This window comes from Pseudorhodoferax soli (assembly GCF_003337555.1).
GTDB classification, from domain to species: Bacteria; Pseudomonadota; Gammaproteobacteria; order Burkholderiales; family Burkholderiaceae_C; genus Pseudorhodoferax; species Pseudorhodoferax soli.
Window position 1 is genome coordinate 205665 of sequence record NZ_QPJK01000001.1, and the last position, 14100, is coordinate 219764.

Sequence of the window (14100 nt, forward strand, 5' to 3'; positions counted from 1 at the left end):
CGCCACAAGGGAGACCCATGCTGACCAAGGCCCAGTTCAAACCCCTTCCCGCCGGCTCGGAGTGGACCTTCGAGGCCATCGAGGCGTATGACGAAGCCATCGCGCGCGTGGCGGGCGACTACGGGCTGGACTGCTACCCGCACCAGATCGAGGTCATCAGCGCCGAGCAGATGATGGACGCATACGCCTCCATCGGCATGCCGGTCTACTACCACCACTGGTCGTTCGGCAAGCATTTCCTCGCGACCGAGAACCGCTACAAGCGCGGCCAGATGGGCCTGGCGTACGAGATCGTCATCAACTCGAACCCGTGCATCGCCTACCTGATGGACGAGAACACGCTGCCGATGCAGGCACTCGTGATCGCGCACGCAGCCTACGGCCACAACTCGTTCTTCAAGGGCAACCACCTGTTCCGCCAGTGGACCAGCGCCGATGCCATCGTCGACTACCTGGTGTTCGCCAAGAACTACATCGCGCAGTGCGAGGAACGCCATGGCGTGGAAGCCGTGGAGCGCCTGGTCGATGCCTGCCATGCGCTGACCAACGTGGGCGTGGACCGCTACAAGCGCTCGCCGCGCCTGTCGCTCGAGAAGGAAACGCTGCGCCAGAAGGAGCGCGAGGAGTACCTGCAGGCCCAGGTCAACGACCTGTGGCGCACGCTGCCGCCGCGCCACGAGGCCGAGCAGCAGGCCAAGGAAGAACGCTTCCCCAAGGAGCCCGAAGAGAACCTGCTCTACTTCATCGAGAAGCACGCGCCGCTGCTGGAACCGTGGCAGCGCGAGGTGGTGCGCATCGTGCGCAAGATCGGCCAGTACTTCTACCCGCAGCGCCAGACGCAGGTCATGAACGAGGGCTGGGCCACCTACTGGCACTACACCATCCTGAACACGCTGTACGACCAGGGCCAGCTGTCCGACGGCTTCATGATGGAGTTCCTGCAGTCCCACACCAACGTGGTCTACCAGCCGCCCTACAACAGCCAGCACTTCTCGGGCATCAACGTCTACGCGCTGGGCTTTGCGATGTGGCGCGACATCCGGCGCATCTGCGAGGATCCGACCGCCGAAGACCGCGCCTGGTTCCCCGACATCGCGGGCTCGGACTGGCGCAAGACCTTCGACTTCGCGATGCAGAACTTCAAGGACGAGAGCTTCGTCGCGCAGTTCCTGTCGCCCAAGGTGATGCGGGACTTCCGCCTGTTCTCCGTGCTGGACGACGACAGCCGCAGCAAGCTGGAAATCCAGGCCATCCACGACGAGAACGGCTACCGCGCGTTGCGCCGCCAGCTGGCAGAGCAATACGACCTGGGCAGCCGCGAGCCGAACATCCAGGTCTGGAACGTCGACCTGCGCGGCGACCGCTCCTTGACGCTGCGCCACTTCGCACACCAGCGCCGACCTCTGGGCGATTCGGCCGCCACCATGCTGTCGCACCTTGGCACGCTGTGGGGCTTCAATGTGCGGCTGGAGCGCCAGAACGCCGATGGCGCCGTCGAGCTGGTGGCCGAGCACCGCCAGGACCGGCGCCGCCGCGCCTCCGACCCGGGCTGAAGCCCCGCCTTTTTCCAAGCCCGGCCGGTTCGCAGGAACTTCGGCCGGGCTGCCTCGTCTACCCGCAGTTCTCAGCCAACAGCCAGGAGCCTCCCGATGCGACGATTGAACGTGAACGGTGTGCAACGCGAGGTCGATGTCGAGGACGACACCCCTCTCCTGTGGGTCCTGCGCGAGCAGCTCGGCCTGACCGGCACCAAGTACGGCTGCGGCATCGCAGCCTGCGGCGCCTGCACCGTGCACCTGGATGGCGTGCCCACGCGCAGCTGCGTGCGGCCCGTCTCCACGGTCGAGCCGACCGAGAAGATCGTGACCATCGAGGGCTTGTCGCCCGATGGCTCCCATCCGGTGCAGAAGGCCTGGGTGGCGCTGGACGTGCCGCAGTGCGGCTTCTGCCAATGCGGCATGGTCATGGCCGCCAGCGCCTTGCTCAAGACCAAGCCCAACCCCAGCGACCAGGACATCGACGAGGCCATCACGAACATCTGCCGCTGCGGCACCTACAACCGGGTGCGCGCGGCGATCAAGGCCGTCGCCCAGGGCAGCACCAAGTCGGCCGGACTGTCGATCCGCCATGTGGACGGGAGCGTGACATGAGCGCCGCCCGGCCGCCCGAAGGCGCTCGCACCGCAGGCGAAGCCGCAGGTATCCCAGTGAGCATGGCCCTCGCCCCCACCCGCCGCCGCTTCATCGGCGGCACCGCGGCCACCGCCGGCGCGCTGGTCGTCGGCTTCCACGTCCCGCGCAAAGGCCTGGCGCAGACGCCACTGCCGGACGAGGTCAACGCCTGGGTCGTCGTGAAGCCCGACGACACGGTGGTAGTGCGCATCGCACGCTCGGAGATGGGCCAGGGCACGCTGACCGGCCTGGCCCAACTGGTGGCCGACGAGCTCGACTGCGACTGGGCCAAGGTCACGACGGAATACCCGACACCCGGCCAGAACCTGGCGCGCCAGCGCGCCTGGGGCAACTTCTCCACGGGCGGCAGCCGCGGCATCCGCGAGTCGCACGACTACGTGCGCAAGGGCGGCGCCACGGCACGCGTGATGCTGGTGCAGGCCGCGGCCGACGGCTGGAAGGTGCCCGCCGCCGAATGCCGCGCGGCGAAAAGCGTCATCACGCACCAGCCGACAGGGCGCACCACGACCTACGGCAAGGTGGCCGCTGCAGCCGGCAAGCTCAAGCCGCCGGCGGACGTGCCGCTGAAGGACCCCAAGGACTGGCAACTCATCGGCAAGCGGCTGGCGCGGCTGGACACGGTGGAAAAGGTCACCGGCAAGCAGGTCTACGGCATGGACCTGCAGATGCCCGGCATGCTGAACGCCGCCGTCAAGGCCTGCCCGGTGTTCGGCGGCACGCTCAAGTCGTTCGACGCGGCCGCTGTGGAGAAGCGGCGCGGCGTCAAGAAGGTCGTGCGTGTGGGCGACAACGCGGTCGCCGTCGTGGCCGACACCTGGTGGCGCGCCAAGACGGCGCTGGACGCCCTGCCCGTGGAATGGGACTTCGGCCAGCACGCGCAAGCCTCCAGCGCCGGCTTCGCCGAGGTCATGAAGGCCGGCCTCACGGCCGAGCAGGCCGTGGTGGGCAACAGCAACGGCGATGCCAAGGCGGCCCTGGCCGGTGCGGCGCGCCGCATCGAGGCCGTCTACAGCTACCCGCACCAGAACCACGCGACCATGGAGACCATGAACGCCACGGCGCGCTGGACGCCCGAGCGCTGCGAAGTCTGGACGCCCACGCAGAACGGCGAGGCAGCGCTTGCTGCCGCAGCCGAAGCCGCCGGCTTGCCCCCGGCGCAGTGCGAGGTCTACAAGATCCACCTGGGCGGAGGCTTCGGCCGCCGCGGCGCGGTGCACGACTGGGTTCGCCAGTCGGTGGCGATCGCCAAGCAGATGCCTGGCGTTCCTGTCAAGATGATCTGGTCGCGCGAAGAGGACATGCAGCATGGCCTGTACCACCCCATCACGCAGTGCAGGATGGTCGCCGGCCTGGACGCCCAGGGAGAACTGCAGGCGCTGCACATGCGCATCTCGGGCCAGTCCATCGTGGCCGGCATCTTTCCGCAGAACATCAAGGACGGGCGCGACCCCGTGGTGTTCCAAGGCCTCAACGCGCCGGGGCCGGAAGCCTCCATCGGCTACAGCGTGCCGCACCTGCTGGTCGACCATGCCATGCGCAACCCGCATGTGCCGCCCGGCTTCTGGCGCGGCGTGAACCTGAACCAGAACGCGATCTACCTGGAGTCCTTCATCGACGAGATCGCGCACGCCACGAAGCAGGACCCCCTGGCGCTGCGCCGCAAGCTCATGGCCCAGCATCCCAAGCACCTGGCGGTGCTCAACGCCGTGGCCGAGCGCGTGGGCTGGGGCAAGCCGGCACCGGCCGGCCGCTTCCGCGGCCTGGCGCAGACCATGGGCTTCGGCAGCTACGTGGCGGCCTGTGCCGAGGTCTCGGTCAGCGACGATGGCAAGCTCAAGGTGCACCGCATCGTCGCGGCCACCGACCCGGGCTACGCCGTCAACCCGCAGCAGATCGAGGCCCAGGTCGAGGGCTCGTTCGCCTACGGCCTGTCGGCCGCGCTGTACGGCGAGTGCACGGTGAAGGACGGGCGCATCGAGCAGGACAACTTCGCCACCTACCCGGTTCTGAAGATGGACGAGATGCCGGCGGTGGAGACCGTCATCGTGCCCTCGGGCGGCTTCTGGGGCGGCGTCGGCGAGCCGACCATCGCAGTGGCCGCGCCGGCCGTGCTCAACGCCATCTTCGCCGCCACGGGCAAGCGCATCCGCACGCTGCCGCTCAAGAACCACGACCTCAAGAAGGCCTGATGCGCGGCCTGCTGCCGCTGCTGCTGGCCGGCGCGGCGGTCGCCCAGCCGCTGGCGCCCTATGCCGTCGAGGGCGACGCCATCGCAGCGCCGCTCGCAGGCCTGGCCGGCGATGCAGCGCGTGGCCGCGCCATCGTCGCCAACCGCCAGCTCGGCCTGTGCCTGTTGTGCCATGGCGCGCCCATCCCCGAGGGGCGCTTCCAGGGCGATCTGGCGCCGAACCTGGCCGGCGCCGGCGCGCGCTGGAGCGCCGGCCAGTTGCGGCTGCGCCTGGTGGAGCCGCAGCGCCTGGTGCCCGGCACCATCATGCCGGCCTACCACCGCACCGCGGGCCTGCAGCAGGTGGGCACGGCCTGGCGCGGCAAGCCGCTGCTGGACGCGCAGCAGATCGAGGACGTGGTGGCCTACCTGTCCAGCCTCAAGGAGTGACGTCTTGACCGTCTTCGACCCCCAACGCCGCCAAGCCCTGGCACTGGGCACGGGCCTCGCAGCCAGCCTGGTCGTGCGCCCGGGCGCGGCCGCCACGGGCGACCTGGCCGCCGCCATCGCCACGTTCACGGGCGGCCGCACGCCAGAGCCGGGCCGCGTGCGGCTGGACATCTCCACGCTCGTGGAGAACGGCAACGCGGTGCCGGTCACGCTGTCGGTGGACGACGGCGTCGCACTGCCGCAGCTGCGCAGCCTGGCGCTGTTCAACGAACGCAACCCGCAGCGCGACGTGGCGCGCTTTCGCTTCGGCCCGGCCTCGGGCCGGGCCTGGGCCGCCACGCGCATCCGGCTCGCCACCTCGCAGAAGCTCGTGGCCGTGGCCCTGCTCGAAGACGGCTCGGCCTTCTCGCACACCGTGGACGTGGTGGTCACGCTGGCCGCCTGCATCGAATAGGAACCCGCATGGCCCGTACCCTCATCCACGTGCCGCCCAGCGTGCGCCGCGGCGAGCCCTTCGAGGTGCGCACCACGATCGCCCACCCGATGGAAACCGGCTACCGGCCGGACGAGAACGGCCGCGTGCTGCCGCGCGACATCGTCACGCGCCTGCAGTGCACGCTGGACGGCGCGCTCGTCTTCAGCGCCGACCTGTACCCGGCCATCGCGGCCAACCCCTATGTGGCCTTCCAGGTGCGCGCCGAGCGCAGCGGCGAGTTGCGCATCACCTGGGAGGGCGACAAGGGCTTCTCGCAGACCGAGACCATCGCCGTGCGCGTCGAATGAGGGCTTGGCTCGTGTTGGCGCTGGTGTGTGCGCCTGCCGGCGCGCAGCAGGCACGCTCGGGCCTGGACTTCATGGGCCCGGCGACGCAAGCCATGCAGCGCGACGACAGCCAAAATCCGGCCATGCTCTGGCTGCACGAGGGCCAGGCGCTTTGGCAGAAGGCTGAAGGCCGCGATCAGCGCAGCTGCATGTCCTGCCATGGCGATGCGAGCCAGTCCATGCGCGGCGTGGCCACGCGCTACCCGGCTTTCGACACCGCCAGCCAAGGCCCGCTCAACCTGTCGCAGCGCATCGCGCAGTGCCGCGCACAACACCAGCAGGCCGCGCCCTGGGCGCCCGAGAGCGAGCCGGCGCTGAGCCTGGAGACCTATGTGGCCCAGCAGTCGCGCGGGCTGCCCATTGCGCCGCCCGACGACCCGCGGCTGGCACCGTTCATGGCGCGCGGCCAGGCCGCCTACGCGCGCCGAATCGGCCAGCTCGACATGTCCTGCGCCCAATGCCATGACGGTGCCTGGGACCGCAAGCTGGCGGGCAACCCCATCACCCAGGGCCAGGCCACGGGCTACCCGATCTACCGGCTCGAATGGCAGGGCATGGGCTCCCTGCAACGCCGGCTGCGCAACTGCATGACGGGCGTGCGCGCCCAGGCTCCGCCCTTCGGCTCGGCCGAGCTGGTGGAGCTGGAGCTCTACCTGGCGCAGCGCGCGCGCGGCCTGCCGCTGGAGACGCCGGCCGTGCGGCCTTGAGCTTGAAGCCTCGCGCCGCATGGTGCTTTCGACGGCCTGCCGCTGGCCGCCCAGCACAATAGCCAGCCCGCCCACGCCGTTCTGCCGGCTCCGCCTGCCATGCTCCTATCCCGTCGCCACTGCCTTCTCGCCCTCGCCACCTTGCCGGCCGTCGGCCATGCGGGCTTCAACTTCTTCACAGGGGAGTACACGGCCAGCCACACGGAATTGCAGGCGCTCGTGGAGCGGCAGTTTCCGCTGGAGCAGCGCTATGCCGAGATCTTCCGCGTGCGCCTGCAAGGGCCGCGGCTGGGCCTCAACGCGAGCGCCCAGCGCACGGCCATCACGGCAGCGCTGTCCATTGCCAGCCCCTGGCTGCGTGGCGGCCAGGTGGACGGCACGGTGGCCATGGGCAGCGCGCTGCGCTGGGACGCTGGCGCCCGCGCGCTGCGGCTGGACCGCCCCAGCGTGGAAAGCCTGGATCTGCAGGGCCTGCAAGGTGGCGACGCCGAGCGGCTGCGCCGCATCGCCACCGTGGTGGCGCAGGAACTGCTGCACGGCCACGTGCTGCGCAGCTTCACGAAGGAAGAGATGACGGTGGGACTCAAGACCTACGAGGTCGGCGCGATCACCGTGCTGGACGACGGTATCAAGATCCAGCTGGAATGAGCGCATCGAAAAGGGCCGCACTCGGCGGCCCTTGCGAAGCGGCCTGAAAGGCCTTACTTCCTGGTGGGCGGCAAGTCAGTGCAGGTGCCGTGCGCCACCTCCGCCGCCATGCCGATGCTCTCGCCCAGCGTGGGGTGCGGGTGGATGGTCTTGCCGATGTCGATCTCGTCGGCGCCCATCTCGATGGCCAGTGCGATCTCGCCGACCATGTCGCCCGCATGCGTGCCGACGATGCCGCCGCCCAGGATGCGGTGCGTCTCGGCGTCGAACAGCAACTTGGTGAAGCCTTCATCGCGGCCGTTGGCGATCGCGCGGCCCGACGCGCTCCACGGGAAGTGGCCCTTCTTGACCTTGATGCCTTCAGCCTTGGCCTGGTCTTCCGTGAGGCCGACCCAGGCCACCTCGGGGTCGGTGTAGGCCACGCTGGGGATCACGCGGGCGTTGAAGGCCGCGCTCAGCAGTTCCTTGTCGCCCTTTTGCTCACCGGCGATGACCTCGGCCGCCACATGGGCCTCGTGCACGGCCTTGTGCGCCAGCATGGGCTGGCCCACGATGTCGCCGATCGCGAAAATGTGCGGCACGTTGGTCCGCATCTGGATGTCGACCGGGATGAAGCCGCGATCGGTCACCGCGACGCCGGCCTTCTCGGCGCCGATCTTCTTGCCATTGGGCGTGCGGCCCACGGCCTGCAGCACGAGGTCGTAGACCTGCGGTTCCTTGGGGGCGTTGGCGCCTTCGAACATGACCTTGATGCCGTCCTTGGTGGCTTCCGCCCCCACGGTCTTGGTGCTGGTCATGATGTTGTCGAAGCGCGGCGCGTTCATCTTCTGCCAGACCTTGACGAGGTCGCGGTCGGCGCCCTGCATCAGGCCGTCCAGCATCTCCACCACATCGAGCCGCGCGCCCAGCGTGGAGTAGACCGTGCCCATCTCCAGGCCGATGATGCCGCCGCCCAGGATCAGCATGCGCTTGGGGTCGGTCGCCATGTCCAGCGCGCCGGTGGAGTCGACCACACGCGGATCGCCCTTGGGCATGAAGGGCAGGTGCACGGCCTGCGAGCCGGCCGCGATGATGCAGTGGCGGAACTTGATGACCTGCTTCTTGCCGGAGAGCTCCTGCCCGCTGCCCGAGGTTTCCTGCACTTCCAGGTGGTGCGGGTCGATGAAGCTGCCGACGCCGCGCACGGTGGTCACCTTGCGCATCTTGGCCATGGCCGTCAGGCCGCCCGTCAGCTTGCCAACCACCTTGTTCTTGTGCGCGAGCAGCTTGGCGCGGTCGACCTTGGGCGCACCGTAGTCGATGCCCAGGTCCGCGAAGTGCTTGACCTCGTCCATCACGGCGGCCACGTGCAGCAGCGCCTTCGAGGGAATGCAGCCCACGTTCAGGCAAACGCCGCCCAGCGTGGCGTAGCGCTCCACGAGCACCGTCTTCAGGCCCAGGTCGGCACTGCGGAAGGCGGCCGAGTAGCCGCCGGGACCGGCGCCCAGCACCAGCGTGTCGCACTCCAGGTCGACGCCACCGCCGTAGCTGCCGGCCGCCTGTGCGGCGGGCGTCGGTGCCGCTGCCGGAGCCGAGGCCGGGGCAGCAGCGGCCGGTGCCGGTGCCGGAGCTGCTGACGGTGCGGGTGCAGGTGCAGCGGCCTCGCCTTCGGCTTCCAGCGCCAGCACGACCGAGCCTTCGGCGACCTTGTCGCCCACGGCCACCTTGAGCGCAGTGACCTTGCCGCCATGGCTGGACGGAATCTCCATCGAAGCCTTGTCGCTCTCCACCGTGATCAGCGACTGCTCGGGCTTGATGGTGTCGCCCACCTTGACCAGCAGTTCGATGACGGTGACTTCGCTGAAATCGCCGATGTCCGGAACCTTGATGTCGATGCTTGCCATGAATCTCTCTCCAATGCCGTGCGCTTTGCGCCGCGGCTTATTTCTTCAACTTGACCGTGAAGACCTCGACCGGGGCGGCCGAGTTCTTGTCGAATTCGCAGCCGGTCTGCACGCCGATCAGCGCGAGTTCACGCGCCGTCTTGGTGTGGCCGGAGGCCGCGTGCATGGCCCCGAGCGCAAAGCTGCGGCCCGAGCCGATGCCCCAGAACTCCTTGAACTCGAACACCTCGCGGTAGCTGTACAGCCCGTAGATGCCGCTGGCATTGGCCAGCAGCACGCTGAACTGGCTGGACTCGTAGGGGTCGCCGTCGTCTTCCTTGGTCTGCAGGAAGAACTTCTCCTTGAGGACCGGGTGCAGCCGCGTGAAGGTCTCGAACACCTCGTCCTTGCTCGACAGGCGCAGCTCCTCGGGCGGCAGGCCCGCCAGGGCCTTGCGCAGCACGGGGAAGTGGGCCACGGTGCCGGCCATGCCCACATACGTGGGACCGGCCGGCGTGTCGAGGCGGAAGATCTTGCTGTTGGCCTCGAAGCGGTGCGTCAGGCGCGTGTCGCCGAAAGTGACCAGCGTGTCGGCTGCGATCGCGACCTGACCGGCCTTCCTCACGACAACGACGGTCGTCATGCGTGCCCGGACCTCAGAGGATCACGCGGCGGAAGTCCGCCAGCACCTGGCCGAGGTACGCATTGAAGCGTGCGGCCGCCGCGCCGTCGATCACACGGTGGTCGTAGGACAGCGACAGCGGCAGCGTCAGGCGCGGCACGAACTGCTTGCCATCCCACACCGGCTTCATGGCGCTCTTGGACAGGCCCAGGATCGCCACCTCGGGCGCGTTCACGATGGGCGTGAAGTGCGTGCCGCCGATGCCGCCCAGCGAGCTGATCGAGAAGCAGCCGCCGGTCATGTCGGCCGGGCCCATCTTGCCGTCGCGCGCCTTCTTGGCCAGCTCGCCCATCTCGGCGCTGATCTGCATGACGCCCTTCTTGTCGGCATCGCGCAGCACCGGCACGACCAGGCCGTTCGGCGTGTCGGCCGCGAAACCGATGTGGAAGTACTTCTTGTAGACGAGCGCGTCGCCATCCAGGCTGGCGTTGAATTCGGGGAACTTCTTGAGCGCCGCGACCACCGCCTTGATCACGAAGGCCAGCATCGTCACCTTGACGCCGGACTTCTCGTTCTCCTTGTTGGTGGAGACGCGGAAGGCTTCCAGCTCGGTGATGTCGGCATCGTCGTTGTTCGTGACGTGCGGGATCATGACCCAGTTGCGGTGCAGGTTCGCGCCCGAGATCTTCTTGATGCGCGACAGGTCCTTGCGCTCGACCGGGCCGAACTTGGCGAAGTCGACCTTGGGCCAGGGCAGCAGGTCCAGGCCCGCGCCACCGCCGCCACCGGCCGGGGCCTTGGCAGCCTGGGCCTTGGTCTGCACGGCGCCACTCATCACCGACTTGGTGAAGCCTTGCACGTCGTCCTGCGTGATGCGGCCCTTGGGGCCGGAGCCCTTGACCTCGGCCAGCGGCACGCCCAGTTCGCGCGCGAACTTGCGCACCGAGGGCGAGGCGTGCGGCAGCGCACCCGTGGGCGCGACGGTCGGGTTGTGGGCGGCAGCAGGCGCCGCAGCCGCCGCGGGTGCTGCGGCGGGAGCGGGCGCAGCCGACTCGCTGCTGGCAGCGGCGGGCGCAGCAGCAGCAGCTGGCGCTGGGCTGGCCGCAGCCGGGGCACCAGCGGATTCCACCGTGCCCAGCAGGTCGCCGATGTTCACGGTGTCGCCGACCTTGACCTTGAGTTCCTTGAGCACGCCGGCCGCGGACGACGGGATCTCCATCGAGGCCTTGTCGCTCTCCACGGTGATCAGCGACTGCTCCAGCTTGATGCTGTCGCCGGGCTTGACCATGATCTCGATGACGGCCACGTCCTTGAAGTCGCCGATGTCGGGCACGCGGATCTCGACCGTGCCGCCTTGCGCAGGAGCCTGCGCTGCGGGAGCCGGCGCTGCGGCAGCGGGTGCAGGTGCAGGTGCGGCAGCCGCCGGGGCCGGCGCAGCAGCGGGGGCAGGAGCGGGAGCAGCCGCCTCGCCGGCGCCTTCCAGCACCAGCACCAGCGAGCCCTGCTTGACCTTGTCGCCCACCGCGACCTTGATCTCCTTGACCACGCCGGCGGCGCTGGACGGGATCTCCATCGAGGCCTTGTCCGATTCCACGGTGATCAGCGACTGCTCGGCCTTGACCGTGTCGCCTGGCTTGACCATGACCTCGATCACGCTCACTTCATCGAAATCCCCGATGTCGGGGACTTGCACTTCCACCAATGCCATGTTGTTCGTCTCGCTCGTGTGTTGTGGGGTCAGGCGTACAGCGGGTTGACCTTGTCGGTCTTGATGCCGTACTTCTGGATCGCCTCGGCCACCTTCGCGACCGGCACGGTGCCATCTTCGCTCAAGGCCTTCAGCGCGGCCACGACGATGTAGTGGCGGTTGATCTCGAAGTGCTCGCGCAGCTTGCTGCGGAAGTCGCTGCGGCCAAAGCCGTCGGTGCCCAGCACCTTGTAGTTGCGGCCGGCCGGCATGAACGGGCGGATCTGCTCGGCGTAGGACTTCATGTAGTCGGTCGAGGCGACCACCGGACCGGCCGAGCCCGACAGTTGCTGCGCCACGAAGCTCTGGCGCGGCGTTTCGGTCGGGTGCAGCAGGTTCCAGCGCTCGGCGTCCTGGCCGTCGCGGCCCAGCTCGTTGAAGCTCGGGCAGCTCCAGACACCGGCGGCAACGCCCCAGTCCTTTTCCAGCAGTTCCTGGGCGAAGAACGATTCGCGCAGGATGGTGCCGCTGCCCAGCAGTTGCACCGTGGGCGCACCGGCGGCCAGCGCGGGCGCCTGCTTGGCCAGGTACATGCCCTTGATGATCTGCTCCTCCGTGCCGGGCTGCAGGCCGGGCATGGGGTAGTTCTCGTTGAGCAGCGTGATGTAGTAGTAGACGTTGTCCTGGCGCTCGACCATGCGCTTCAGGCCATGGTGCAGGATCACGCCGACTTCATGTGCGAAGGTCGGGTCGTAGCTCACGCAGTTGGGGATGGTGCCGGCCAGGATGTGGCTATGGCCATCTTCGTGCTGCAGGCCTTCGCCGTTCAGCGTGGTGCGGCCCGAGGTGCCGCCCAACAGGAAACCGCGCGCCTGCATGTCGCCGGCCGCCCAGGCCAGGTCGCCGATGCGCTGGAAGCCGAACATCGAGTAGTACACGTAGAACGGCACCATGATGCGGTTGCTGGTGCTGTAGCTCGTGGCCGCGGCGACCCAGCTGGCCATGCCGCCGGCTTCGTTGATGCCTTCCTGCAGGATCTGGCCAGCCTTGTCTTCCTTGTAGTACATGACCTGGTCCTTGTCGACCGGGGTGTACTGCTGACCGTGCGGGTTGTAGATGCCGACTTGGCGGAACAGGCCTTCCATGCCGAAGGTGCGGGCTTCGTCCACGAGGATGGGCACCACGCGCGGGCCCAGGGCCTGGTCGCGCAGCAGCTGCGTCAGGAAGCGGACGTAGGCCTGCGTGGTCGAGATCTCGCGGCCCTCGGCCGTGGGTTCGATGACCGACTTGAACGTCTCCAGCGCCGGCACGGTGAAGCTCTCGTCGGCCTTGGTGCGGCGGTGCGGCAGGTAGCCGCCCAGGGCCTTGCGGCGCTCGTGCAGGTACTTCATCTCCGGCGTGTCGTCGGCCGGCTTGTAGAACGGCAGCTCGGCGATCTGGCTGTCGGGAATGGGGATGTTGAAGCGGTCGCGGAAGGACTTGATGTCCTCGTCGCTGAGCTTCTTGGTCTGGTGGACGGTGTTCTTGCCTTCGCCGATCTTGCCCATGCCGAAGCCCTTGACGGTCTTGACGAGCAGCACGGTGGGCTGGCCGGTGTGGTTCTGCGCGGCGTGGAACGCAGCGTAGACCTTCTGCGAGTCGTGGCCACCGCGCTGCAGGTTCCAGATCTCGTCGTCGGTCATGTTCTCGACCATCTTGGCCGTGCGCGGGTCGCGGCCGAAGAAGTGCTTGCGCACGTAGGCACCGTCGTTGGCCTTCATGGCCTGGTAGTCGCCGTCGTTGGTCTTCATCATGAGCTCGCGCAGCGCGCCGTCATGGTCCTTGGCCAGCAAGGCGTCCCAGCCCTTGCCCCAGATCAGCTTGACGACGTTCCAGCCCGAGCCACGGAACTCGCCCTCCAGCTCCTGGATGATCTTGCCGTTGCCGCGCACCGGGCCGTCCAGCCGCTGCAGGTTGCAGTTGATGACGAAGATCAGGTTGTCCAGGTTCTCGCGTGCGGCCAGGCCGATCGCACCCAGCGACTCGACCTCGTCCATCTCGCCGTCGCCGCAGAACACCCAGACCTTGCGGTTCGCGGTGTCGGCGATCCCGCGCGCGTGCAAGTACTTGAGGAAACGCGCCTGGTAGATCGCCATCAGCGGGCCCAGGCCCATGGAGACGGTGGGGAACTGCCAGAACTCGGGCATCAGCTTGGGGTGCGGGTAGCTCGACAGGCCCTTGCCATCGACTTCCTGGCGGAAGTTGAGCAGTTGCTCTTCGGTCAGCCGGCCTTCCAGATAGGCGCGCGCGTAGACGCCGGGCGAGACATGGCCCTGGATGTAGATGCAATCGCCGCCGTGCTTCTCGCTCTCGGCGTGCCAGAAATGGTTGAAGCCGGCGCCGAACATGCTGGCCAGCGATGCGAAGGAGCCGATGTGGCCACCGAGGTCACCGCCTTCAGGCGGGTGGTGGCGGTTGGCCTTGACCACCATGGCCATGGCGTTCCAGCGCATGTAGGCGCGCAGGCGCTGCTCGATCTCCAGGTTGCCGGGACTGCGGGCTTCCTCGCTGGGTTCGATGGTGTTCACGTAGCCGGTGTTGGCCGAGAACGGCATGTCCACCGTGTTCTGGCGCGCATGTTCCAGCAGTTGCTCCAGCAGGTAATGGGCCCGCCCTGGACCGTCGCTGGCGATGACGGCGGACAGCGCATCCATCCACTCGCGGGTCTCCTGGCTGTCGGTGTCCTTGGCGTCGTTGGCTGCGCCAGGCAGGTTCTGGGGTTGGGCTGACATGCGGTCTCCTCGAAATAGATGGGCGGTATCTGGGGGCCGACTCTCGGCCGCGCGGCGAGTGTCGCACACGCCTCTCAGTTTTCAAATAGCAATTTACAATTCTGCATTATGAAAAATCGCGATGTTTGAGGGCCCAGCCATTCGACACACCAAGCCCGTCGACGGGCAACTG

General features: G+C 68.1%; 12 protein-coding genes. 8 read left to right on the forward strand and 4 right to left on the reverse strand.

Going from position 1 to position 14100, the window contains the following annotated elements; translation table 11 throughout:
- The first annotated feature begins 17 nt into the window (after positions 1-17).
- The 8 genes from DES41_RS00880 to DES41_RS00915 all read left to right on the forward strand — a co-directional run bounded on the left by DES41_RS00880 (position 18) and on the right by DES41_RS00915 (position 6986).
- Entirely contained in the window at positions 18-1553 is a 1536-nt protein-coding gene (locus DES41_RS00880) for a SpoVR family protein (protein ID WP_114465065.1), read from the forward strand.
- A gap of 96 nt (positions 1554-1649) precedes the next feature.
- Positions 1650-2150, forward strand: a complete 501-nt coding sequence (locus DES41_RS00885) for a (2Fe-2S)-binding protein (RefSeq protein ID WP_056899003.1) — start codon at positions 1650-1652, stop codon at positions 2148-2150.
- 62 nt (positions 2151-2212) lie between these two features.
- The gene (locus DES41_RS00890) at positions 2213-4381 is read left to right on the forward strand and encodes a xanthine dehydrogenase family protein molybdopterin-binding subunit (protein ID WP_114465067.1); all 2169 of its coding nucleotides are present in this window, start codon (positions 2213-2215) and stop codon (positions 4379-4381) included.
- Entirely contained in the window at positions 4381-4809 is a 429-nt protein-coding gene (gene soxX, locus DES41_RS00895; RefSeq protein WP_114465069.1) for a sulfur oxidation c-type cytochrome SoxX, read from the forward strand. The genes DES41_RS00890 and soxX overlap by 1 nt, the downstream gene beginning before the upstream one ends.
- Before the next feature lie 4 nt (positions 4810-4813).
- Positions 4814-5263, forward strand: a complete 450-nt coding sequence (locus tag DES41_RS00900; RefSeq protein WP_114465071.1) for a thiosulfate oxidation carrier protein SoxY — start codon at positions 4814-4816, stop codon at positions 5261-5263.
- A gap of 8 nt (positions 5264-5271) precedes the next feature.
- Positions 5272-5592, forward strand: a complete 321-nt coding sequence (gene soxZ / locus DES41_RS00905; protein ID WP_114465072.1) for a thiosulfate oxidation carrier complex protein SoxZ — start codon at positions 5272-5274, stop codon at positions 5590-5592.
- Positions 5589-6338 (forward strand): sulfur oxidation c-type cytochrome SoxA, encoded by a 750-nt coding sequence (gene soxA / locus DES41_RS00910; protein WP_114465074.1) that lies wholly within the window; start codon positions 5589-5591, stop codon positions 6336-6338. The genes soxZ and soxA overlap by 4 nt, the downstream gene beginning before the upstream one ends.
- 99 nt (positions 6339-6437) lie before the next feature.
- Positions 6438-6986, forward strand: coding sequence for a DUF1439 domain-containing protein (locus DES41_RS00915; RefSeq protein WP_114465076.1), 549 nt, complete (start codon positions 6438-6440; stop codon positions 6984-6986).
- A 53-nt stretch (positions 6987-7039) separates the two neighbouring features.
- Here the strand turns inward: DES41_RS00915 and lpdA are convergent, their stop codons facing one another.
- The 4 genes from lpdA to aceE are packed head-to-tail and all read right to left on the reverse strand — an operon-like array spanning position 7040 to position 13928.
- A complete protein-coding gene (gene lpdA / locus DES41_RS00920) occupies positions 7040-8869 on the reverse strand; it encodes a dihydrolipoyl dehydrogenase (protein ID WP_114465078.1) in 1830 nt (609 codons plus the stop codon).
- A gap of 37 nt (positions 8870-8906) precedes the next feature.
- Positions 8907-9491 carry an Ntn hydrolase family protein gene (locus tag DES41_RS00925; RefSeq protein WP_114465080.1) on the reverse strand — a complete coding sequence of 195 codons (585 nt, stop codon included), beginning with the start codon at positions 9489-9491 and terminating at the stop codon, positions 8907-8909.
- 13 nt (positions 9492-9504) lie between these two features.
- The gene (aceF, locus tag DES41_RS00930) at positions 9505-11178 is read right to left on the reverse strand and encodes a dihydrolipoyllysine-residue acetyltransferase (RefSeq protein ID WP_114465082.1); all 1674 of its coding nucleotides are present in this window, start codon (positions 11176-11178) and stop codon (positions 9505-9507) included.
- Between the two features lie 29 nt (positions 11179-11207).
- A complete protein-coding gene (gene aceE / locus DES41_RS00935) occupies positions 11208-13928 on the reverse strand; it encodes a pyruvate dehydrogenase (acetyl-transferring), homodimeric type (protein ID WP_114465084.1) in 2721 nt (906 codons plus the stop codon).
- Positions 13929-14100 lie beyond the last annotated feature (172 nt).